Consider the following 22788-nt stretch of genomic DNA (forward strand, 5'->3'; position numbering starts at 1 on the left):
ATCTGATGCTGGCTGCGGTCCTGACTCTTCTGTTGGGCGTCATCGTGACTCTGGCGATCATCGTCGCCTGCGGCTTCTTCGTCGCGCAGGAGTTCGCGTACATGTCGGTCGACCGTTCGCGCATGGCGGCGCTGGCGGAGAAGGGCGACGCGCAGGCCAAGCGCGTGCTCGCCATCACGAAGCGCACGTCGTTCATGCTCTCCGGCGCGCAGTTGGGCATCACGGTGACCGGTCTGTTGATCGGTTACGTCGCCGAACCGCTCATCGGTGTATCACTGGGCACGCTGCTCGGCGGCGTGGGTATCGACCCGGGCGTCTCGATCCTCATCGGCACCGTCGGTGCCCTACTGCTCGCCACCGTCGTGACGATGATCTTCGGAGAGCTCTATCCGAAGAACCTCGCGATCGCGAGCCCCGAGCCGTTGGCGCGCGCCCTCGCCGTCCCGACGCGCATCTACCTCCTGCTCTTCGGGTGGCTCATCACCTTCTTCGATGTCGCGGCCAACGCGCTCCTGCGTCTGCTGCGCATCGAACCTCTCGAGGACGTCGACGAGAGCGCGACGGCACGCGACCTCGAGGCGATCATCGAGGAGTCCCGCCAGAGCGGTGACCTCCCCGACGATCTGTCGATCATCATCGACCGCATCCTCGACTTCCCCCAGCGCGACGTCGAGCACGCCATGATCCCGCGCTCGCAGATCGACTCGGTGACCCCCGAGACGACGGTCGGTGAGGTGCGTGCCCTCATGGCATCCGGACACACGCGCTACCCCGTCATCGGCGACGAGGACTCCCCCGTCGGCGTCGTCGAGTTGATCGACCTGCTGCGCGAGCAGCCGGCGGACGACGCCCTCGTGTCGACGGTCATGCGGCCCGCCGTCGTCCTCCCGACCTCGATGATGCTGCCGGTCGCCCTCGACCGCATGCGCAGGACCCGCAACGAGCTCGCGTGCGTGGTCGACGAGTACGGCAACTTCGACGGCATCCTGACGATCGAAGACCTCACCGAAGAGGTGATCGGCGAGCTCTCCGACGAGCACGATATCGAGACGTCCGAGGTCGCCGTCGTGGGCGACGACGCGTGGAACGTGCCCGGAGATCTGCACCTCGACGAGCTCGAGCGCGTGATCGGCCACGACCTGGCCGAGACGGACGCCGAGACGGCTGCGGGTCTGGTCATCGAGACCCACGGCGACCTCCCCGCGATCGGCGCGGTGGTGCGCGTCGACCTGCCCGAGAAACCGTCCGAAACAGTTCAGGGCCTCGAGATCGAGCGCTGGCTGACCGTGGAGGTCGTCGAGGTCGACCGGCACGTGCCCTCGCAGCTCGCGGTCCGCCTGCATGAGGTGGATCGGGATGCCGAGCCCGCCGACGAAGCGCCGAGCGTCGATGAGGAGGTGGCCCGATGAACGGCTGGATCGTTGCCCTCATCACGGCACTGCTGATCATCGCGAGTGCGTTCTTCGTGATCGTGGAGTTCGCCCTCCTCGCCGCCCGCCGACATCGCCTCGAAGAGGAGGCCGCCACGAGCGCCTCCGCCCGCGCGGCCCTGCGTGGCGTCAACGAGCTCACCGTCATGCTCGCTTTCGCGCAGCTCGGCATCACGGCCTGCACCTTCCTGCTCGGGGCGATCACGAAGCCGGCGATCGACTACGCCCTCGCCCCGGTGTTCGAGACCTGGGGTCTCCCCTACGTCCTCGCCGACATCATCGCGTTCATGCTCGCGCTGATCGTCGTCACGTTCCTTCACCTCGTGATCGGCGAGATGGCCCCGAAGTCGTGGGCGATCGCGCATCCCGAGACCGCGGCGAAGGCCACCGGCATCCTGGCCCGTGCGCTGACCTGGCCGCTGCGCCCGTTCCTGTTGTGGATCAACCACATCGCGAACCGCCTCGTGAAGGCGTCGGGTGTCGAGCCGGTCGACAAGGCGGCCGCGGGCGGTCAGGACGCCGATACGATCCGCGAGCTCGTCGCGCATTCGCGCCAGGCCGGCACGCTCGAGGAGCAGTACTCGGAGCCGATCGCGCAGGCGATCGCGCTCGGCACCCTGACGGTGGGCGACATCGTCCGGACGGACCGCTCCCCCACGAGTGTGCCGACGGATGCCACGGTCGCCGACATCCAGGCGGTCGCGGCCGCGTCGACGCACCTGCGGATCCTCGTCGGTGCGGGAGCGTCGTCGCGGGTCGCCCACGTGCGAGACACGCTGACCGTCGACCCCGCGACCCCGGCGCTCGACATCGCGCGAGAGCCGCTCGTGCTGGAGCCGGAGGCCTCGGCGTACGACGCCCTGGCGAGGATGCGTCGCGGCCGGGTGCAGCTGGCCACCGTCGTGGACGGCGACCGGCTCGTGGGCGTCGTCACGCTCGACGACCTTTTGCGCGAGATCCTGCCGGGGCCCGGCGAACTCGTCGACGTCACGCGGTGATCGTTCGCGAAGGCCCCGTTCTCACGTGCGTGCGAGCGGGGCCTTCGCCGTGTGTCGGCGGCGACCGGGAATCCAGCAGCGCACCTCGTCGCGATACCGGCGGTAGTCGTCTCCGAAGCTCGCCTCGAGGTCGGCCTCCTCGTGCGGACGGATCGCGTAGTTCCAGACCAGCGACCCCGCCAGCGCGTAGACCACGACGAGCCACGACTGCAGGATGAGCCCGACACCGACGCCCTGAGCGATTCCCGCGAGAGCCATCGGATTGCGCACCCACCGGTAGGGACCGGCGATCACGAGACGATTCGGCATCGCGGACGGCAGCGGCGTTCCGTCGCCCTTCACCGTGATCGCGGCGGCCGACGCGAGGCCGAGGGCGCTGGCGGCGAGCACCACTGCGGCACCGACCAGGGTCACCCACGCGGGCACGGGGGCCGCGAGACCCCACCGCTTCTCGAGGACCCAGATCACGAGGGGGAATACGACGAGGAACAGCCCCCAGAACACGACGATCTGAGCGGTCGTGGCGACGACGTGGGCGATCGGCGTCCGGCGCGGGCGTGCTCGGCGAAAGGCGAACGGTCCGACGAGCAGCCAGTTCGTGGGAACGCGGCCGAGCCAGAGCAGGAACAGTGCGAGGACCGAGCACGTGGTGGCGGCGAACATCGCGACCACTCCCCACCCGGCCAGACCCGTGACGGTGGCGTACACGGCGAGGGCCGAGGTCACGAGCAGTGTCCACGCGGTCGCGACGAGAGCGGCGATGCGGCCCGCGCGGCCGGGGAGGACCGCGAGCGCGGATGCCACGACGAACAGGGGGATGTCGAGCATCGCGACGAGCGCGGGGTCGAGGTCGCCGAGGGTCGCGGTGCGGACGAACGGAGCGGCGAAGACGAAGACCCACCATGCCGCGCCGGCGAGCGCCTGCGCGGCGAAGTACAGCCGGCCGAGGGCGATGGGGCGAGAAGCGGTGGTGTCCATCTCGACCGAGAGTATCTCGCGCGCTCCGCCCTACGCGGCGGGGTCGCTCAGGGCGACACCCGCCTCGACGACGACCGTCCGCACCTCGGCGAGGTAGCGCTGGGCCTGCTCGGTCAGGGGAATGGCCGTGCGACCGATCCAGCCGATCTCGATCTTCTCGTCGACGTCGAGGGGCACCGCGACGATCTCGGGGTCGAGGTCGTCGCTGATGATGCCCGTTGAGATCGTGTAGCCGTCGAGGCCGATCATGAGGTTGAAGATCGTGGCGCGATCCGAGACGCGGATCTCCTGGGCGCTCGAGAGCGTCGAGAGGATCTCCTCGGCGAAGTAGAACGAGTTGTTGGCACCCTGGTCGAACGTCAGACGGGGCAGGGCCACGAGGTCGTCGAGGGTCGCCCGCTCACGCGACGCGAGCGGGTTCCGCCGCGACACGAAGATGTGTGGGTCGGCGACGAAGAGCGGGTGGAACGCCAGTCCCGAGTCGCGCAGCAGCTTGTCGATGACGTTGCGGTTGAAGTCGTTGCGGAACAGGATGCCGAGCTCGCTGCGCAGCGTCCGGACGTCTTCGATGATGTCCCAGGTCCGCGTCTCTCGGAGCGAGAACTCGTACTCGGCGGCATCCGTCGCTCGCACCATCCGCACGAAGGCGTCGACGACGAACGAGTAGTGCTGCGCCGACACGCCCAGGAGACGGCGCGACGGAGGCCGGCCCAGGTAGCGCTGTTCGAGCAGCTCCGCCTGCTCGACGACCTGACGGGCGTACCCCAGGAACTCCACGCCGTCATTGGTGAGCGTGACTCCGCGGGCCGAGCGCGCGAGGAGGTCCCGCCCGACGCGACTCTCGAGGTCGCGCATCGCGGCCGACATCGTCGGCTGCGCGACGTAGAGCAGGTCGGCCGCCGCACTGATCGACCCTTCGGCGGCGACCTCGATGAAGTACTGGAGCTGCTGCAGCGTGATGCCGCTCGGACGACGGGCCATAGCTTGAGGCTATACCAACGCATAGTTGCGTGGAATTACCCGATGCCTGATCCGTGCGAGCACCATGAGGGAGCGGCATCCGACCCCTTCTGATTGGCACGTCATGACGAACGACATCACGTTCAGCATCACCACCACCCGTTTCGACGAGGACTACGCCCCGGCGGAGAACTCGCGCGTCACGACCAACTTCGCGAACCTCGCTCGCGGCGAGGGTCGCCGACAGAACCTCCGAAACGCCCTGTCGATGATGGATCGCCGACTCAACGAGCTGCTGTCCGCCGACGCCCGGTATCGCGTCGAGCTCGACATCGTGTCGGTGCAACTCGCGTTCGCCGACGGCGCCGACGACGAGGAGTTCCCCGTCATCGAAGTCCTCGACGTCCATATCGTCGACACCGAGACCGGCGAGCGGCACCAGGGCATCGTCGGCAACAACTTCTCGTCGTACCTGCGCGATTACGACTTCAGCGTGGTCCTCCCGGCCGCCAAGGCGGCTGCGGGCGCGTTCACGGTGCCCGACGACTTCGGCGACCTCCACGGCAAGCTCTTCCAGTACTTCCTCGACTCCTCGGCGTACCGCGAGCGGTTCCCGTCCTCGCCGGTGATCTGCATCAGCGTCTCGACCAGCCGCACGTACCACCGCACCGGCGTCGTGCACCCCGTGCTCGGCGTCGAGTACGAACAGGACGCGTTCTCGCTCACCGACGAGTACTTCGCGAAGATGGGCCTGCGGGTGCGGTACTTCATGCCGCGCGGCAGTGTCGCTCCTCTCGCGTTCTACTTCCGCGGTGACCTCCTCGCGGACTACACCGACCTGCAGTTGGCGGGCACGATTGCCACGATGGAGACGTTCCAGAAGATCTACCGACCCGAGATCTACAACGCCATCACCCCCGCCGGCGAGGAATACCGCCCGACCCTCGACCAGCCCGACTTCGTGCGCACCGACATCGACTACGACCGCGAGGAGCGCAGCCAGCTCGCCGTGGTGCAGGGACGCTACGCCGAGGAGCATTTCGTGAAGCCGCACCGCGCCGCTCTCGACGCGTGGGCTGCGAACTTCGGGGCGGTGCTGCGATGACCTCGGCTCTTCTTCCCACTGCTCTCGTCGGCAGCCTCCCCAAGCCCGCGTGGCTCGCGCGGCCTGAAGTTCTCTGGGCGCCGTGGGAGCTCGAGGGCGCCGAGCTCGTCGAGGGGAAGCACGACGCCCTCCGCGCCGCCGTCCACGAGCAGGAGCGCCGCGGCATCGACATCATCAGCGACGGCGAGCAGACGCGCCAGCACTTCGTGACGACGTTCATCGAGCACCTCGACGGCGTCGATTTCGAGAACCGCGAGACCGTCCGCATCCGGAATCGTTACGACGCGAGCGTTCCGACAGTCGTCGGAGCGGTCAGTCGGCGTCAGCCGGTGTTCGTTCAGGATGCCGCTTTCCTCCGCGCTCAGACCGACCGCCCGATCAAGTGGGCCCTTCCCGGACCCATGACGATGATCGACACGCTCTCCGACCGCCACTACCGCAGTCGCGAGAAGCTCGCGTGGGAGTTTGCGACGATCCTCAACCAGGAGGCGCGTGAGCTCGAAGCGGCAGGGGTCGACATCATCCAGTTCGACGAGCCGGCGTTCAACGTGTTCTTCGACGAGATGAAGGACTGGGGCGTCGCGGCCCTCGAGCGCGCCGCCGAGGGGCTTCGCGCCGAGACCGTCGTGCACATCTGCTACGGCTACGGCATCAAGGCGAACAACGACTGGAAGGCGACGCTCGGCTCCGAGTGGCGCCAGTACGAGGAGTCGTTCCCCCTCCTGCAGCGATCCACGATCGACGCTGTCTCGCTCGAGAGCCACCACTCCCACGTGCCGATCGACCTCATCGAGCTCATCCGCGGCAAGAAGGTCATGCTCGGCGCGATCGACGTCTCGACCGAATCGATCGAGACGCCCGGAGAGGTCGCCGAGACGCTGCGTCGCGCCCTGCAGTTCGTCGACGCCGACAAGCTCATCCCCTCGACCAACTGCGGCATGGCTCCCCTGCCGCGCCGCGTGGCGCTCGAGAAGATGAGCGCGCTGTCGGCGGGCGCCGCGATCGTCCGCGATGAGGTGTCTGCGCCGGTGCTGGTCTGACGCGCGACGCGGGGTGACGGCGGGAGGGCCGGGGACGAGAGGCGGAGGGATGCCGGGTCCCCGGCCCTCCGCTCGTCCCCGGCCCTCCGTGCGTCACGCCGACGGGCCCGGGTGAGGCAAATGGGTAGGGCGGGTGGGACTTGAACCCACGATCGTCGGGTTATGAGCCCGCTGCCTTGACCAGCTTGGCCACCGCCCCCAGCGACGACGAGCCTACCGGCATCCGTTGTTCCTCGCCGACGGTCGACGCGGCTCGCCGCCGAAACTCCCGTCGACCGGCTATCGACGCGAAAGGTCCCGCCGAGTCAGTGGACGCGCGGCTGCTTGGGCTTGCCGTCGGCGGTCACCTGCGGGTGATGCTTGGTCAGCTGGATCACACCCCAGGTGGCGATCGCGCCGGCGATGACGAAACCGATGAGCGCCCACGCGGGGGCCGTCGAGGCCTCGCCGAGCACGAGCAGGCCGATGAGCACGGCCACGATCGGGTCGATCACGGTGAGTCCCGCGATCACGAGGTCGGGCGGGCCGACCGAGTACGCCGTCTGCACGAAGTACGCGCCCACGGCGACAGCGGCGAGCAACGCCACCAGGCACAGCAGGGTCAGCCACTCGAAGTCGCCGGCCTGCGCGCGGCTGATGACGACCTTCGCGAGGGTGGCGACGAAGCCGTAGATGACGCCGGCGGCCATGATGTAGAACAGCGCCTGGGCCTTGCGGCGGACGAGGATCCAGAACACCCCGAAGACGACGACGACCACGGCCAGGATGCCGAGGATGATCAGTAGCTCGCGCTCGGTGACCACGTGCTCGGTGGCGAAGAACGCCGCGATCGTGACGAAGACGAGAATGCCGCCGACACACAGCGCGATCGCGACGAGCGACTGACGCGTCGGCTTGTGCCGTGACACCCGAGCGTTCAGCACCGTCGTGATGACGAGTGCGATCGCCCCGAGCGGCTGCACGAGGATCAGCGGCGCGACCGAGAGGGCCGCGAGCTGGCACACGATCGCGAGGCCGAGCATGACCGTGCCCGCCACCCACGACGGACGCGTGAGGAGCGAGGTCAGCTGCTTGCGAGAGAGTCCGCCGGTGGTCTTGCCCGAGAGGCGCTCGACCTTCTGCACCCCGCGGTGCTGGTACTGCGCCCCGAACGACATGAACACCGCCCCGAGAAGGGCGAGCGGGATGCCGAGGAGGATGCGGGGGTCGCGGAAGACACCGACGAGTTGGTCGATTCCGTCGCTGAGGGAGACATCGAGCGGGATCACCCTCCGACGATAGCCGCCGCCTCCGCGATTAGGCTGGTGACGTGGCCGTTCTCCCGATTCGCATCATGGGTGATCCCGTGCTGCACGCTCCCGCCGCCCGCGTCGACGAGATCACCGAAGAGGTGCGCACCCTCGTCGCCGATATGTTCGAGACGATGGATGCCGCCCCCGGCGTCGGTCTCGCCGCACCCCAGGTGGGAGTGGGACTGCGCATCTTCACGTACACGTACGAAGACGACGAGGGCCTGCCGTGGCGGGGCGTCGTCATCAACCCGGAGCTGTGGATCCGCCCGCTCGAACCCGGTTACCCCGATCCCGACGACGAGTCCGAGGGGTGCCTGTCGTTCCCGGGCGAGCGCTTCCCCCTCCGCCGCTCCGACGCGGCGCTGCTCACGGGCGTCGACCTCGACGGGCAGCCCGTCCGCATCGAGGTCACCGGTTGGCGTGCGCGCATCCTCCAGCACGAGTTCGATCACCTCGACGGCATCCTGTACGTCGATCGCCTCGACGACGAGGACAGCCGGGTGGTCGCGAAGATCGCGAAGAAGCGCAAGTGGGGTAAGCCTGGTGCGTCGTGGATGCCGGGAGTCGACGACATCGACGCGTGAGCATCGACGCGTGTGGGGCCCCGCGAGAGCTCAGCTCTCGATGATGTTCGGCGCTAAGCGGCAGAAGTAGTCGGTGATCGGCCCGTCGGATTCGCGGATGCCGACCCCGAACGCCTCGTCGCTCACGACCCACGACCCGAGCACGGGGTGGTTGCTCCCGTTCGACCCGGGGAAGTCGGGCAGCTCGTGGTACTGCTGCCAGACACGCTCGCGTCCCGTTCCTTCGCGGCGGTACTCCTGACCGTTCGTGGTCACGCTCCCGTCGGCGCGGTGGACCCGGATGCCGTCGCCCTCGCGGCCGAAGACGGGTTTGACGACGTAGTCGGTCATGCCGTTCGGTCCGTCAGCGTACGCCGGCAGCAGGTTCGGGTGGTCGGGGTAGAGGCGCCACAGCGCGACGAGCAGCAGCTTGTTCGAGAGGAACATCTTCCACGCGGGCTCGAACCAGCGTCCGAACAGGCCGCGACCGGCGATGAGCAGCGACCCGAACTCCTGGTCGCCGACGACCCGGTCGTCGCCTGAGACCACGTCCTCCCAGGGGTAGAGCTTGAAGAGGTTGCGGATCACCGGGTACTGCGTACCCGGAGCGTCGCCGGGCAGTGCGTTGACGCTGCGCGACGAGCCCCACGGTTCCGGCACGCCCACGAACTGGCGCGCGCCGTGGTGCCAGCCGATGTCCTTCATCTCGATGCCGGTGTGCTCCCAGCCCGCCTCGCCCGCGAGGTCGCGCATGTAGGCGACGGTGTCCCAGTCCTCGCCGTAGATGTCGGCATCCGAGTGCGCGACGAACAGGCGCCCGCCCTCGCCCTCGCGGAGCGATCGGTGCAGAAGAACGCGCCAACGCTCGACGAGCGCTTCGTGCAGCCCGTTCCACTGGTCGGTGTCGGCGGGGAGCGCGCCGCTCTTGATCCGGTCCTGCAGCCAGAACCACTGCGTCAGCGACGCTTCGATCAGCCCGGTGGGGGTGTCGGCGTTGTACTCGAGCATCTTCGCCGGGGAACCGTCGCCGGCGTACGCGAGGTCGAACCGCGCGTACACGTCGGGCTCGTCCTGCTCGAGCGACCACTGCGCGAACTCGAACGCCTGAGGGGTGAGTCCGAGGTGGCCGAGTTCTCCGGATGCCATGTACCGGGCGGCCTCGCGGCTAATGCGGTGCAGCTCTTCGGTCTGCTTCTCGAGCGCTTCGACCTCGGGAAGCGTGAACACGTACGCCGCGCCATCGTTCCAGTACTCGACCGCAGACCCGTCGTCGCGCAGCGATCGCGAGTAGATGAGACCGGACTGCTTGATGGTCCGCTCCCAGTCCGGCCGGGGCGCCAGTTCGATGCGGCGCATCAGCCGCCGTGGCTTCCGTCGGATCCCGAGCCGCCGAAGCCACCGCGGGAGACGCTGGCGCCGTCGCCGGAGATGCCCTTCGCGGCGGTCTTGCCCGACGGCAGCGCGTCGGTGCCTCCCGTCGCGGGCTGTCCGACGGCGGGCACGTTCCGCCCGCTGGAGCCCAGCGGCAGGTAGTACCAGTGGGCCGTTCCGCCGTGGTTGTTGCAGTCGTCGTCGGGGAGGCGTTTCTCGGTCGCGTTGTCGCGGCAGATCTGCGCGTAGTCCTCCGAGACGTTGGTGCCCTGACCGCACCCGGTGAGAGATGCGGCGAGGGCCGCGACGACCCCGATCGTCACGCTGCGAGAGGCGCGGCGGCGTGCGGTGGGTGGCATCGGAACTCCTTCGTGGACGCCACGGAGCCGCGTCCTCGCCGATGCTCTCACACCCGCGACGACCCGAGGGTCAGCCGTGGCGGGTTGCGAAGGAGTGCAGGTCGAGTTCTTCACTGAGCACCTCGCTCGCGCGGTGTCCGCGCACGCTCGTGCCCTGAGCGTCGAGGGGCGGGCTGACGACGGCCGCACCGAGGCGGCCGGGTGCCGACAGGACGATCGCCCCCGACACGCTGGACTTCGCCGGGATGCCGACGGCTCGCATCCATCGACCGGAACCGTCGTAGACACCGCACGTCGCCATCACCGAGACGACGTCGCGTGCGACGCGCTCCGGGATCACCCGGTCGCCGGTGCACGGATTGACGCCGCCGAGCGCCAGGGTTGCTCCCATGATCGCGAGGGTCTCGGCATCCACGAGCGTCGCGCAGGCGCGGGCGTAGACCGCGACGGCGTCGTCGGCGGACACGGCGAGCGTGCCCTCCGCCCGCATGAGGTGCGCGAGGGCGTGGTTCCGGTCGCCGAGGAGGTGTTCGTTGTGCGCGACGTCCTCGTCCACGTCGAGCTCGCGGCCCGCGAAGGCCGCGAGCCCACGCGCGATGCGGGCACTGCGCTCCTCGGCGTTTCCACCGTCCACGAGCGACGCTGTCAGCAGGGCGCCCGCGTTCACCATCGGGTTCGGGGGTCGGCCCGTTCCGCTTTCGAGTTTGATCGCGTCGAAGGACTCCCCCGTCGGCTCGATCCCGACCCGGTCGAGGGCGTCGCCGTTGGTGTCCCGCAGCGCCAGGGCGAAGAGGAACGGCTTCACCGCCGATTGAATGCTGAACGCCACGTCGGCGTCGCGACTGCGTCGCACGGTGCCGTCCGGAAGGGCGAGGGCGAGCGCACAGAGGTCGGGATCGGCCTCCGCGAGCTGGGGAATGCTGTCATCCACCTCTCCCCCGCGCTCAGGAAGAAGGCGCGTTCGCAGGGAGTCGAGGTCGTAGCGGGCGGGGTCGAGTGCGGGGGTCACTCCCCCAGCCTCGCAGGCATCCCCGCCCCGCGGGTCGCGTGTGAGCCGCGACGTGCGGACAAAAGGTAAGGCCCGGGGTGGAAGCCCGGGCCTAGGGTGAGAGCCACGCTAGATGGGCGTGGGTCTCTCGCTCCCCGGCTTGGACTCGAACCAAGAACCTATCGGTTAACAGCCGATTGCTCTGCCAATTGAGCTACCGAGGATCATGCGCGCCTTGCGGCGGGCAACCACACGATACTAACAGCACCGCGGGGTAGTCGAAAAATCAGGCCGTCGAAACGCGTCGGTCGGGCGCGCCGCCCGGGGTCCACTGCAGTTCGTCCGAGCCATGACCGAGAGCGACGGCGTGCCCGCCGTGCAGCACCAGAACGTCGGCATCGAGGTCGGTGGGCGCATCGGCATCGTTCGTCACGACGAGCGACGCCATGCCGCGCTCGTCGCGTCGGCGCACGATCGACGCGCGAGCGGCCGCGCGCACTTCGACGTCGAGGTTGGCGTAGAGGTCGTCGGCCACGAAGAGGCGCGGCTCGAGCACGAACGCCCGGGCGAGGGCCACCCGCTGACGCATGCCCGCGCTGAGCTCGTAGGGATACTTCGGTGCGGTGCCGAGTGGGAGCTCCATCTCGTCGAGGAGCGTCGCGACGCGCACGGCGAGCGCGCGGCTGTTGACGCGGCGGTCGCGGCTCGTGATGGGCTCGGCGATGACGTCCTGCACCGTCAGACGCGAGGGCAACGACGCGCCGGCTCCTTGCGGCAGGTAGCCCGTGTGGAACGTCCACTCGCGGTGCGCGCGACCCGGACGCCGGGCCGAGATGCCGTGGACGTACGCCTCCCCCCCGACGACGCTGAGCCCTTCGTCGGGGCGGCCCGCGAGCATCGACACCAGGGAGGTCTTGCCGGATCCCGTCGCGCCTCTCACGACGAGCGTCTGCGCGAAGGGCAGCTTCAGGGTGATGCCGTCGATCACCCGGGTGCCCCCACGGGCAAGCGAGAGATCGTCGGCGCGGATGGCGACGTCGGTGTCGAGGGTCCGGGGCATTCCCTCATCCTCCCTGAAGAGCCGCGCGGACGCATCGGGCTTCCCTCTCGACACGCCGGTGCGGTAGCGCGTGCCGTTGGAGGGGACGGTCAGGACGCGATGAGCCGCTGGCGGTCCGCTTCGAGGTCGCGCAGTCTCATGCCGAGGCGCCGCCCTTCGTCGGTGTCGGCGGGCACGCGCTGCACCTCGCGTACGAGTTCGGCCTTCTCCCGTTCGATCTCTCGGACGAGGAGTCGACGCGAGAGGTCGTTGGCCGCGACGACCGCGCCTTCCTCGGTGCGAGCGGGGAACTCGGCCGTCAGCAGTTCGGCGGCGAGCGAGCGGAACGGCTCGCGAACCGACTCGACGGCGGTCACGGCCCAGCCGGGTTGCGACAGATCGGTGGATGCCAGGGCGCTGCGCACGGCCTCGAGGGCGGGATGGCCGAACGGCGTCTGCAGCGCGCGGAGGAAGAGCTCGGGCTCGATCCGGTGCCCGTACTGCAGGAACGCCATCATCGCGCCGCGCTCGAGGGCGACGTCACGGGTGTTGGGAAGCGAGGCTAGGGTGACCGAGATCGCCACCGGAGCTGAATCCTGCCCCTTCTGCGCGTGACGTTTCTCGGCCCGATCGGCGCCGCGCGCCGCCCGTTCGACCGCGGCCTGCACCTCGGGCATGTCGAGACCGAGGCGGCGGGCGAGCACCCGGACGTAGCCGGGGCGTAGCGCGGGATCGCGGATGTCGGCGACGATCGGGGCGGCCGCGCGAAGCGCCCCCGCGCGACCTTCGACGCTCCCGAGGTCGAAGTCCTTCAGCCGCTGGTCGATGACGAACTCGAACATCGGCGCTTTGGTGTCCATGAGGGCCCGCACGGCGCCGTCTCCGCGCTGGAGGCGCAGATCGCACGGGTCGAGACCCTCGGGAGCCACGGCGACGTAGGTCTGGGCCGCGAAGCGCTTCTCGTCGGCGAAGGCGCGCAGCGCCGCCTTCTGGCCGGCGGCATCCGGATCGAAGGTGAAGACCACCTCGCCCGACGAGCTGTCGTCGCCCATCACGCGGCGGAGCACGGTGATGTGGTCGCTGCCGAACGCGGTTCCGCACGACGCGATCGCGGTGGTGACGCCCGCGAGGTGGCACGCCATGACGTCGGTGTAGCCCTCGACCACGACGACCCGATGCGAGCGCGAGATGTCGCGCTTCGCGAGGTCGAGGCCGTAGAGCACCTGCGCCTTCTTGTAGATCGGCGTCTCGGGGGTGTTGAGGTATTTCGGTCCCTGGTCGTCGTCGTACAGCTTGCGCGCGCCGAAGCCGATGACCTGGCCGGTCACATCGCGGATGGGCCACACGAGCCGGCCGCGGAATCGGTCGTAAACCCCGCGCTGGCCTTGCGACACGAGGCCCGCCTGCAACAGCTCCTCGCGCGTGAACTTCTGCGCGAGGAGGTGGTCCATGAGGTGCGACCAGCCTTTCGGTGCATAACCGACGCCGAAGTGCGCCGCGGCGCCGGCGTCGAAGCCGCGGTCGCCGAGGAAGCGCCGGCCGGTCTCGGCCTCGGGCGTCATGAGCTGCGCGCGGAAGAACTCGGCGGCCGCGGCGTTCGCGGCGTACAGGCGCGAGCGCCCGGTCGTCTCGGGGGCGGGGCCGCCGTCTTCGTAGTGCAGCGTGTAGCCCACGCGCGCGGCCATCCGCTCGACGGCCTCGGTGAACGAGACGTGATCCATCGCTCGCAGGAACGAGTAGACGTCTCCCGACTCGCCACACCCGAAGCAGTGGTAGTAGCCGACCTGCGGTCGCACGTGGAAACTCGGACTGCGCTCGTCGTGGAAGGGACAGAGCCCCTTCATCGAGCCGACGCCCGCCGACTTCAGCGCGACGCGCTCACCGACGACGTCCGCGATGTTGACCCGCGCTTTGACCTCGTCGATGTCGGACTGGCGGATTCGGGCCATCAGGCATCCGCCCCGCGGGGCGCACGGGAGCCGGGGGCCCAGACGCCGAGCTCGGCGGCATCGACTTCTCCGACCAACCGGTTGTGCCAGGCGATCGCGAGTTGGTCGGTCAGGCTCGCGACCTGGTCGACGACGACCCGGCGGCGAGCGGTGTCGTCCGCCGCGGCGGCGAAATCGGGGGCGTGCAACGCGTCGAGGGCTCCCGGGTTCTCCCAGAGGGCGGATGCCAAGCGCTTGAGCACGTTCCGCTGCTCGCGGTACAGAACCTTGCGGCCGTCGATCGAGACCACGGTCGCGCCGATGATGCCCTTCAGCACGGCCATCTCGGTCTCGACCTCGGCGGGGACGATGACGCGCGCGCGGTAGCGCGTGAGCTCGTCGGCCGGGTAGGCCTCGCGCGTGGCCGCGGTCGCGGCGCGCGCGAAGCGTCCGATGAGGTCGGAGGTGAGGTTCTTCAGCCGGGCGAGAGCGGGGCGCGTGCCGTCGAAGGAGTGGATCCACTCGGGCATGGCCATGAGCCGGTCGAGCGCCTGCGCGAGGTCGTCGCGCACGAAGTCGTACCCGACCCAGCGCTGGATCGCGTCGAGCAGCCCCTCACGACCGACCCGGGATGCCAGCCGGGCGGGATCGACGTACCGGTTGACGACGGCGTCTTCGAAATCGTGCACCGAGTACGCGATGTCGTCGGAGAGGTCCATGACCTCTGCCTCGATGCAGCGCTGTCGGGCGGGGGCTCCCCCGCGCATCCAGTGGAAGACCGGTTCGTCGTCGGGGTAGACGCCGAACTTCAGACGCCCGCCCGGGTCGGGCACGGGCTCGTCGACCGTCCACGGGTATTTGCAGGTGGCGTCGAGGCTGGCGCGCGTCAGGTTGAGACCGAACGGCTCCCCTTCGGCGCCGAACACCTTGGGCTCGAGGCGCGTGAGGATGCGCAGGGTTTGCGCGTTGCCCTCGAAGCCGCCGATGTCGGACGCCCAGTCGTTCAGCGCCCGCTCGCCGTTGTGGCCGAACGGGGGGTGACCGAGGTCGTGGCTGAGGCAGGCCGTGTCGACGACGTCGGGTGAGAGCTGCAGCGCGGTGGCGAGCTCGCGCCCGACCTGCGCGACCTCGAGCGAGTGCGTGAGGCGATTGCGCGCGAAGTCGGCCGGGCTCGCGGGGCTCAGCACCTGCGTCTTCGCCGCGAGACGCCGGAGTGCCGCGGAGTGCAGCACGCGGGCACGATCGCGCGCGAAGTCGTCGCGCTGCGAGCGGTGCTTCTCTTCGTGGAACCGGGCGGCATCGGCATCCGCGTACCCGAGGGGGCGGGCGGAGGCCACCGTCACCTCAGCCGCCACTGTGGTGCAGCTCCGCTTCGGCGAGTTCGCGGCCGGCGGCGTCGCCGATCTCGCGCGAGTCGAGCCAGCCGTCCGGCAGCGCGGGACGCTTCGGCGTGCCCGCGCGACCGCGCTGGCCCTCGGCCGCTGCCCCCGGGTAGGGGGCGTCGAGCTCCATGGTCGCGAGTAGCTCGTCGATCTCGTCGAGGGTCGACGCGGTCGCGAGGCTCGCCCGCAGCTCCCCGCCGACGGGGTACCCCTTGAAGTACCAGGCGACGTGCTTGCGGATGTCGCGGCATCCGCGCCCTTCGTCTTCGAAGAACTCGACGAGGAGTTCGGCGTGGCGACGGAAGGCTCTCGCGACGAATCCCAGGGTCGCGTCGACGGGCTCGCAGTGGGCGGCGCCCGGCTGGCCCAGCGCCCGGGCGAGGTCGCCGAAGAGCCACGGGCGCCCGAGGCATCCGCGACCGACCACGACGCCGTCGCAGCCGGTCTCGGCCATTATGCGCGCGGCGTCGTCGGCCGACCAGATGTCGCCGTTGCCGAGGACCGGCACGCTCGTGACGGTCTCTTTCAGCTTCGTGATCGCCGACCAGTCGGCGTGGCCCGAGTAGAACTCGCTCGCGGTGCGCGCGTGCAGGGCGATGGATGCCACTCCCGCTCCTTCGGCGATGCGCCCGGCCTCGAGGTAGGTCAGGTGATCGGCGTCGATGCCCTTGCGCATCTTGATCGTGAGGGGCTTGTCGCCCGCCGCGCGGACCGCCCGTTCGACGATCTCACGGAACAGGGACGTCTTCCACGGGAGGGCGGCACCGCCGCCGCGCCGGGTGACCTTCGGAACGGGGCAGCCGAAGTTGAGGTCGATGTGGTCAGCGTGGTCTTCGTCGACGATGATGCGCACGGCCGCTTCGACCGTCGCCGGGTCGACGCCGTAGAGCTGGATCGAACGCGGGGTCTCGGACTCGTGGTGGCGGATCAGCCGCATGGTCGTGTCGTTGCGCTCGACGAGGGCGCGCGTCGTGATCATCTCGCTCACGTACAGCCCGGCACCGTACTCGCGACACAGGCGACGGAACGCCGTGTTCGTGATGCCGGCCATCGGAGCGAGGACGACGGGGGCGTCGAGCTCGATGTTGCCGATGCGGAGCGTCCGCGCCGGAGCCAATGCCGTGTTCACTGTCTCATTCTCCCAGACGTCGTGCGACAGCGGTGCCCGCTCCGGCCGAAGCCGGGTGCGGACACCGCTGTGGAGGAAAAGTCAGGCGTCGGCGGTCGCGGATGCCTCGCGGCGCTCGCCCCACACCTGACGGGCGATCTGGCTGAACGCCTCGACCGGCTGCGCTCCACTCACCCCGTACTTGCCGTCGATCACGAAGAACGGCACGCCCGTGATCCCGAACTGCTGCGCCTGCTCCTGGTCGGCGCGGACCGCGGCACGGTAGCGCTGCGATGCGAGGGCCTCACGGGCGGCATCCTCGTCGAGACCGACCTCCACCGCCAGAGCGACGAGGTCGTCGTCGCGACCCACGTGCTTGCCCTCGAGGAAGTACGCCGACATGAGGACCTCGGCCAGCTCCAGCTGCTTGCCGTTCTCCTTCGCGAAGTGCAGCAGCTCGTGGGCTTTGACGGTGTTGGTGTGCTGGAGGATGTCGAAGCGGTACGCCAGTCCCGCCTCGGCGGCGACGCCGGTGACGCGATCGAGCATCTCGCGTGCCTGGTCTGGAGAGATGCCCTTGTGCTGCGAGAGGTAGTCGACCTCGCCGCCGTGGAAGTCCTCGGGGGTGTCGGGCGAGAGCTCGAACGAGTGGTACTCGATCTCGACGACCGGGGCGTCGTCGTCGTCGGCCGTGGCGGCCAGGCCGTTCTCGAGGTTCCGCTTGCCGATGTAGCACCAGGGGCAGGCGATGTCACTCCACACGTCGATCTTGATGGCATCCGTCATATCGGGCACAACCCTTCAGGTGAGCGATCTATTCCGATCGCGGTATTCATTTCCCGGTGGGGGTGTCGATCGCGCCGCCGAACCGTCGATCGCGCGAGAGGTACAGCCCGATGGCTTCCCACAGGTGCGTGCGGCGGAAGTCGGGCCACAGCGTGTCGAGGAAGACCATCTCGGCGTACGCCGACTCCCACAGCAGGAAGTTCGAGGTGCGCTGTTCGCCGCTCGACCGCACGAAGAGGTCGACGTCGGGCATGTCGGGCTGGTACAGGTGCTTGCGGATCAGCTTCTCGGTCACGGCGGACGGCTTGAGCTTGCCGGCGGCGATGTCGTCGCCGATGCGGCGCATGGCATCCACGATCTCCACCCGCCCGCCGTAGTTGACGCACATCGTCAGCGTCAGGGTCGAGTTGCCCTCGGTGAGGCGTTCCGCGTGCTGGAGCTCCTTGATGACCGAGCCCCAGAGGCGCGGCTTGCGACCTGACCAGCGGATGCGCACGTCCCACTCGTTCAGCTGATCGCGGCGGCGGTGCAGCACCTCGCGGTTGAAGCCCATGAGAAAGCGCACTTCCTCGGGTGAGCGCGACCAGTTCTCGGTCGAGAACGCATACACCGACAGGTGCTTCACCCCGGCCTGGATCGCCCCGGCCACGACGTCCAGCAACGCGGCCTCGCCCTGCCGGTGCCCTTCGATGCGCGTGAGCCCCTGACGGTTGGCCCAGCGGCCGTTGCCGTCCATGACGATCGCGACGTGCTCGGGAACCGACCCTTTCGGGTACGCGGGCGGGTACTCCCCCGTCCAGTCGAGGGGGCGGTACGGCACGGCGTCGCGGTGCGTGAACGGCTTGGGCGTCATCGGTGCGTCTCCAGGTGCGAGAGGGAACGGATGCCACGCTCCAGATGGAACTGCGCGTACGCGGCCACGAGACCCGAGGCCGCCGAGATCGTGCGTCCGGGGGCGGCGTCGATGGTCTCCCACTCCCCCGCCATGAGGGCGCGGAGCATGTCGACCGTCTCACGCGCGACCCGGGGCGAGCCCGCGGGAGCGCACGTCGAGCACACGACGCCGCCGAGCTGGGCGAGGAAGTACGGGTGGTCGCCGACCGTGCCGCAGCGCGCGCACTCGGTCAGCCCCGGCGCCCAGCCCGAGAGGGCCATGGCGCGGAGCAGATAGGAATCGAGGACGCTGCGCTCCGAGTGATCGCCGCGCGCGAGGGAGCGCAGACCGCCCACGAGCAGAAGGTACTGCTGCGGGGTGGCCTCCGCCTCGTTCAGTCGGTCGGCGGTCTCGACCATCGCGCTGGCGGTGGTGTATCGGTCGTAGTTGACGACGATGTCGGCTCCGTACGAGCCGAGCGACTCGGCCTGCTGCACGATGTCGAGGTTGCGCCCCTTGAACAGCTGCACGTCGGCGACCATGAAGGGCTCCAGGCGCGACCCGAACTTCGACGACGTGCGGCGCACGCCCTTCGCGACCGCGCGGATCTTGCCGTTGCGGCGGCTGAGGAGGGTGAGGATGCGGTCCGCCTCCCCGAGCTTGTGGGTACGCAGGACCACGACCTCGTCGCGGTAGGTGGGCACAGTCCATTATCGGACCCGGATGCCGAGAGGCGGCGGTGCGCCGCGCCTCAGGACGCGGGCGTCAGGGTGACGAGAACGCTGCTCGCTTCGCCCGGGACGTCGACGGACACGGTCGCGAGGTGGGCGCCGGCGGTGGGAAGTGGCATCCGTTCGATCTCTCCGGACAGGAAGGACCCGAACGCGACGACGCCGTCGGAGAGGAGAAGCGTTGCGGTGAGGACCTCGGCGAAACCGTCGACGGGCGCTGCGTCGATGCGGACGCGGAGCGTGACCTCCCCCGCCAGGTCGTCTCGGGTGGCGATCAGGATTGCCGTCGTCGTCGCCACGGCCGGTTCGTCGCCGGTCTCCCACTCCGGGAACTCGGGCGCGCCCGGGGAGAAAATCGCGACCTGCGCGTTGAGCGGGGTGACGCAGAGCTGTCGATCCATGTCGGTCATCCTTCCGCAGGCGCGTCACCGAGGAAGGCGACGGTCTCGTCGAGGCCCATCGCCCGTCCGACGGTGAGGAGGCGGTTGCGCTGCGCGGCATTGAGCGGAGCGTCCGCGTCGAGAATCTTGTCGCAGAGCAGGTCCAGCGCGATTCCGGGCTCCGCATGGTCGGCCAGGTCGGTGACGTCGCGCAGCACTGCCGGATCCAGGATGCCGCTGAGGTCCCCGCAGAGGGACGTGATCTCCGCGCTCGCCCATCGCGCGATTCCCGGCGCGTGGGCGTTCGTCTCGTCCGCAGACCCGAGGAGACGGAGCTGTCCCACCACGTGCGGGCCTCCGTAGACGAGCAGGTGAGCGCCGGGGATCATTGCTTCAGAGAACGGCGCGCCCGGGACGAGCACGCCGACGCTGCAGGGCGTCCATCGCGCTGCCGACGGCACGTGGGCAAGGTGCACGCGGATGCCGAACGCGTCGCGTTCCGACGTGGCGGCCGCGAGAACGGCGGCCGTCGGAAAGTAGCTCTCGCCGGTCGGCGGACCCGAGCGGCGGCCGCCCGCGCTCCGCGGATGGAAGATGATCTCGCCCGCGAGGTCTGTCATCGGTGTTTCTTCCCGGTGGGTGTCGAGGCGTTGGAGGCGCTCGTTCGTCGTGAGGCCGTCGGCGGGGACGGTGCGGTCCGTCCATATCCCACCGCGCTGCACCCATTCCGATCGAAATCGTTCGGTGGACGTCAGCAGGGAGTCCTGGTAGCCCCACTCGACGCCGCAGCAGGGACAGTACTCGTAGGTCGGGCAGCGGCCATCGAGTCCCCACGGAGGGTCGTCTGAGAAGTACCCGCAGACGCGACACAGGTGCGCGGAGGGGAGCCTCATCCGCACAACTTGCGAGGGGGAACGTGGTTGACCGCAGCTCGGTCTATTCGACGGACAGACAACGAGTGGGCGAAGAAGATCTGGCCGTAAGTGACGGATCGCACGGAGATGCTCCTTCCCTATCAGCTGGTCCATATTGTCAAGTCGCCGCCCGGCATCGATATGACGAGCGTCCGCGGATTCCCCGGCCCAGAGTAACTCCACGCCTCGTAGTCGGGATCGGGAGGGATTCGCAGCACGGTCGAGTCGTCGAACGCGATCCGCAATTCGTGGCTCACGATCTCGGCTCCGGTGACGCGTCGCCCGAACAGAGCCAAGACCTCGCCCAGGGCCTTCTTGTCTCCGTCAGGATCCAGGAGCACCTCCGTTGAGCCTGGACGGGTCAGTGCGAACTCCGTCTCGATGGTGACGACATCGCCTTCGGAGAAGCGAAGGGTGAGGCGGTGGTCGACGCCGATGAACTCGAGGTCGCCGCCGTTCGAGAACATCTCGGGTGCAGAATGATGTGCGCTCATGTTCGACTCACAATGTTCCGAAAACATCCACGGATTTTGGCTGGTTAGCTACAAGAAGATCATCGAACGCCGGTAGCCAACGTTCTCGACCTGCGTGGGCTCGGACGGCCTTCTCCAACACCAACGGCGAGTTGTACGTCCTGCGAGGGAAGATCTCGGCTTCCTCTGGGGCGGCCGCGCGCATCTTGGTACCCCGGAAGTTCAGGATTTTCATGCCTCTGGCGCGAGGATCTCCTGTCCTGTACGCGGGGGCGAATCGTTCCGGCTGGGAGTCGGAATGCCCGATCAGCTCCCACATTCCCGGGCGGAACCTCGCGTCGAACACGATCGCCCCGAAAAGGGGCCGCGAGGCGAGTGCGTGGGTCGGGTTCGCGCGAGCTTCGGATGCTGTCCTGCATTCGTCGAAGATGACAACGAACCACGCATGCAGGTACTCGCAGATGACGTGCCCCACGTACACGTGCCGATCGTCGATGCCTATTGTGAAGATGTCGCCCTCGCGAATGGCGTATACCGGGCTGCTCTTTGCCAATTCGAACTCCTCACGCTCCATGTCTTTGATTGATCATCGAAGGAGCCGACTACTCGTCGACCACTGCGATGGAGGGATAGGAAACCCAGCGCGGGTCGCCCGCGATGGCGAGCCTCGTCGCCAGAGAGAGACATTGCTGGAGATCTGTATTGCGTCCGCCATCACAGAGTTCGGAAAGCTCCTCGAGGTCCACGATCCGAGGCTCGGTCGCCTCCCCTTTAACCTCATACCGCCGGGATCTGAAGCGCTCTGGCATCCACTGAGGACCGACACCGGCGGTTCGCCGAAATCTTACGGATGTGAACATTTTCTGCCCTCGTACGGGTCCACTGAAGACTGCTGGTCTTGCGCGTCCTAGTCGTCCGTGGGGGCGGCGAATGGAAAGCCCACCCATCGTGAGTCGTGGGCGTCAGCGAGCCGCCCGGCAAGTGTGAGGCACATCTGAAAATCAGTACCACCGCCCAGACAGCGTTGAGCCAGGCCGTAGAAGTCGACGATGGAGTTCGGCGGACAATCCTCTATGATCTCAAGCCGACGTCGTCGCAACCGTGACGGGAGCCACCGAGGGCCCCCTGGGGGTGCATATCTGAACTTGACAGTTTCGATGTCTGGCATGTGTGGCCTCACTTCTCTGCTCTCCGCCGTTTCCTGTTGGTGCGACGGGATCAGGAACCCGGAACGATCTGCCACTTCCGCTGCTGTTCTTCGAAGGTGGTGATGGTGCCGAGCGCGCTGGGATCAACGTGCTTCTCCACCAGATAGCAGGGTCCGGGATAGAAGTCTTCGTCGAAGGGGTCGATACCGAGCTCACGGCAGTACCGCTCCAACATCTCGGGCGTGAATCGGTCTTTCACCCGGCGCTGCTCGTAGACGTTGAGGTCCTCGAAGCTCAGTGGCTCGCCCTTCGCTTCGAAGAGCCACTTCGAACCCGATTGACGCGCCAGGTAGATGCTCCAGGTCGGGGGCGCTATAGACCGCTGACTGCCAGGGTCGTACTCGGTGTAGCGGAAGACTCGGGCGCCGAGCCGCCCGAGCTTGCCGTCGGGCGTCTCCCTTTCGTCGGGAGAGTAGCCGACAAGTACGCCATCCGTACGTCGTGCTTTCGTCAGGACCGCGATGTCGCTGACCGGGTCTCCCCCTGTCGCGAGGTTGTCGAAGATTGCCGACCATTCTGCGCTCCGTGTCGCGGCGACGATGATCCGTGTCGAGTCGCCTGTGAGAGGTTCCAGGAGCGGCATGACGGTTCGCAGGGGTGCTTCATGAACCTGAATGCGGCAGGTGTGACCGAGCCGATCGAACCACTCGCTGTATGCATGAACGAGAGATTCGGGTGAGCTGCGGATGAATCCCATACTCTTCGTCGCGGGATAGAAGGTGTCTCCGAACAAGCTCTGCATAAGTCCGCTCATCAGTCGAGAGTGTGAAGATGGACGATCCCGAGAGATCGGTTGCCAACATACTCTCTTCGTGAAGGGGGCCTCTGTTCGATCTGGTCCGGTCCCACTCCACATAGTGTCACTGTCGGTCGAGAAAGTA

23 protein-coding genes and 2 tRNA genes are annotated in these 22788 nt (G+C 68.3%); 5 read left to right on the forward strand and 20 right to left on the reverse strand.

What is annotated here, in order from left to right; translation table 11 throughout:
* Positions 1–5: 5 nt before the first annotated feature.
* Entirely contained in the window at positions 6–1409 is a 1404-nt protein-coding gene (locus tag AB0O24_RS10610; protein ID WP_363374738.1) for a hemolysin family protein, read from the forward strand.
* Positions 1406–2428, forward strand: coding sequence for a CNNM domain-containing protein (locus AB0O24_RS10615; RefSeq protein ID WP_058629326.1), 1023 nt, complete (start codon positions 1406–1408; stop codon positions 2426–2428). Before AB0O24_RS10610 ends, AB0O24_RS10615 begins: the two co-directional genes overlap by 4 nt.
* Positions 2429–2449: 21 nt before the next feature.
* On the opposite strand, the gene AB0O24_RS10620 is transcribed toward AB0O24_RS10615, so the two are convergent.
* Together AB0O24_RS10620 and AB0O24_RS10625 are read right to left on the reverse strand one after the other, a co-directional pair.
* On the reverse strand, positions 2450–3406 hold the full coding sequence (locus tag AB0O24_RS10620) for an isoprenylcysteine carboxylmethyltransferase family protein (RefSeq protein WP_363374741.1): 957 nt from the start codon (positions 3404–3406) through the stop codon (positions 2450–2452).
* A 30-nt stretch (positions 3407–3436) separates the two neighbouring features.
* On the reverse strand, positions 3437–4387 hold the full coding sequence (locus AB0O24_RS10625) for a LysR family transcriptional regulator (RefSeq protein WP_058614453.1): 951 nt from the start codon (positions 4385–4387) through the stop codon (positions 3437–3439).
* A gap of 103 nt (positions 4388–4490) precedes the next feature.
* Between AB0O24_RS10625 and AB0O24_RS10630 the strand changes: the two genes are divergently transcribed.
* A complete protein-coding gene (locus tag AB0O24_RS10630) occupies positions 4491–5471 on the forward strand; it encodes a putative oxygenase MesX (RefSeq protein WP_363374744.1) in 981 nt (326 codons plus the stop codon).
* Positions 5468–6511, forward strand: coding sequence for a methionine synthase (locus AB0O24_RS10635; RefSeq protein WP_275800297.1), 1044 nt, complete (start codon positions 5468–5470; stop codon positions 6509–6511). Before AB0O24_RS10630 ends, AB0O24_RS10635 begins: the two co-directional genes overlap by 4 nt.
* Before the next feature lie 125 nt (positions 6512–6636).
* Here the strand turns inward: AB0O24_RS10635 and AB0O24_RS10640 are convergent.
* Both AB0O24_RS10640 and AB0O24_RS10645 read right to left on the reverse strand, forming a co-directional pair.
* Positions 6637–6710, reverse strand: a tRNA-Ile gene (locus AB0O24_RS10640).
* Positions 6711–6816: 106 nt separating this feature from the next.
* On the reverse strand, positions 6817–7779 hold the full coding sequence (locus AB0O24_RS10645; RefSeq protein WP_275800295.1) for a DMT family transporter: 963 nt from the start codon (positions 7777–7779) through the stop codon (positions 6817–6819).
* 41 nt (positions 7780–7820) lie between these two features.
* Here AB0O24_RS10645 and def point away from each other — a divergent pair, with 41 nt between their 5' ends.
* Positions 7821–8387 carry a peptide deformylase gene (gene def, locus AB0O24_RS10650; RefSeq protein ID WP_081317250.1) on the forward strand — a complete coding sequence of 189 codons (567 nt, stop codon included), beginning with the start codon at positions 7821–7823 and terminating at the stop codon, positions 8385–8387.
* Between the two features lie 30 nt (positions 8388–8417).
* On the opposite strand, the gene AB0O24_RS10655 is transcribed toward def, so the two are convergent.
* The 16 genes from AB0O24_RS10655 to AB0O24_RS10730 all read right to left on the reverse strand — a co-directional run bounded on the left by AB0O24_RS10655 (position 8418) and on the right by AB0O24_RS10730 (position 22661).
* Positions 8418–9722 (reverse strand): glutathionylspermidine synthase family protein, encoded by a 1305-nt coding sequence (locus AB0O24_RS10655; protein WP_363374747.1) that lies wholly within the window; start codon positions 9720–9722, stop codon positions 8418–8420.
* The gene (locus tag AB0O24_RS10660) at positions 9722–10096 is read right to left on the reverse strand and encodes a hypothetical protein (protein WP_058595611.1); all 375 of its coding nucleotides are present in this window, start codon (positions 10094–10096) and stop codon (positions 9722–9724) included. Before AB0O24_RS10660 ends, AB0O24_RS10655 begins: the two co-directional genes overlap by 1 nt.
* A gap of 70 nt (positions 10097–10166) precedes the next feature.
* The gene (glsA, locus tag AB0O24_RS10665; RefSeq protein WP_363374750.1) at positions 10167–11105 is read right to left on the reverse strand and encodes a glutaminase A; all 939 of its coding nucleotides are present in this window, start codon (positions 11103–11105) and stop codon (positions 10167–10169) included.
* Between the two features lie 130 nt (positions 11106–11235).
* Positions 11236–11308, reverse strand: a tRNA-Asn gene (locus AB0O24_RS10670).
* A 62-nt stretch (positions 11309–11370) separates the two neighbouring features.
* Positions 11371–12144, reverse strand: a complete 774-nt coding sequence (locus tag AB0O24_RS10675) for an ATP-binding cassette domain-containing protein (RefSeq protein ID WP_275800291.1) — start codon at positions 12142–12144, stop codon at positions 11371–11373.
* Positions 12145–12233: 89 nt separating this feature from the next.
* Entirely contained in the window at positions 12234–14072 is a 1839-nt protein-coding gene (gene dnaG, locus AB0O24_RS10680) for a DNA primase (RefSeq protein WP_275800290.1), read from the reverse strand.
* A complete protein-coding gene (locus tag AB0O24_RS10685; RefSeq protein WP_275800288.1) occupies positions 14072–15394 on the reverse strand; it encodes a deoxyguanosinetriphosphate triphosphohydrolase in 1323 nt (440 codons plus the stop codon). The genes dnaG and AB0O24_RS10685 overlap by 1 nt, the downstream gene beginning before the upstream one ends.
* 1 nt (position 15395) lies before the next feature.
* Positions 15396–16562: a tRNA dihydrouridine synthase DusB gene (gene dusB / locus AB0O24_RS10690; RefSeq protein WP_275800287.1), complete on the reverse strand. Its 1167-nt coding sequence runs from the start codon at positions 16560–16562 to the stop codon at positions 15396–15398.
* A gap of 81 nt (positions 16563–16643) precedes the next feature.
* Positions 16644–17327 (reverse strand): DsbA family oxidoreductase, encoded by a 684-nt coding sequence (locus AB0O24_RS10695; RefSeq protein ID WP_058595605.1) that lies wholly within the window; start codon positions 17325–17327, stop codon positions 16644–16646.
* A 46-nt stretch (positions 17328–17373) separates the two neighbouring features.
* The gene (locus tag AB0O24_RS10700) at positions 17374–18180 is read right to left on the reverse strand and encodes an isoprenyl transferase (RefSeq protein WP_275800286.1); all 807 of its coding nucleotides are present in this window, start codon (positions 18178–18180) and stop codon (positions 17374–17376) included.
* Positions 18177–18905 carry a DNA repair protein RecO gene (recO, locus tag AB0O24_RS10705; protein WP_058613112.1) on the reverse strand — a complete coding sequence of 243 codons (729 nt, stop codon included), beginning with the start codon at positions 18903–18905 and terminating at the stop codon, positions 18177–18179. Before recO ends, AB0O24_RS10700 begins: the two co-directional genes overlap by 4 nt.
* Before the next feature lie 47 nt (positions 18906–18952).
* A complete protein-coding gene (locus AB0O24_RS10710) occupies positions 18953–19333 on the reverse strand; it encodes a hypothetical protein (RefSeq protein WP_275800283.1) in 381 nt (126 codons plus the stop codon).
* 5 nt (positions 19334–19338) lie between these two features.
* Positions 19339–20205, reverse strand: coding sequence for a MafI family immunity protein (locus tag AB0O24_RS10715; protein ID WP_275800282.1), 867 nt, complete (start codon positions 20203–20205; stop codon positions 19339–19341).
* A gap of 122 nt (positions 20206–20327) precedes the next feature.
* Positions 20328–20720: a DUF6188 family protein gene (locus AB0O24_RS10720; RefSeq protein WP_275800281.1), complete on the reverse strand. Its 393-nt coding sequence runs from the start codon at positions 20718–20720 to the stop codon at positions 20328–20330.
* Between the two features lie 7 nt (positions 20721–20727).
* Positions 20728–21273, reverse strand: coding sequence for an Imm26 family immunity protein (locus AB0O24_RS10725; RefSeq protein ID WP_363374758.1), 546 nt, complete (start codon positions 21271–21273; stop codon positions 20728–20730).
* A gap of 644 nt (positions 21274–21917) precedes the next feature.
* Positions 21918–22661, reverse strand: a complete 744-nt coding sequence (locus AB0O24_RS10730; protein ID WP_275800279.1) for a hypothetical protein — start codon at positions 22659–22661, stop codon at positions 21918–21920.
* Positions 22662–22788: the final 127 nt, after the last annotated feature.

The organism is Microbacterium sp. NPDC086615 (assembly GCF_040686055.1).
Taxonomy (GTDB): domain Bacteria; phylum Actinomycetota; class Actinomycetes; order Actinomycetales; family Microbacteriaceae; genus Microbacterium.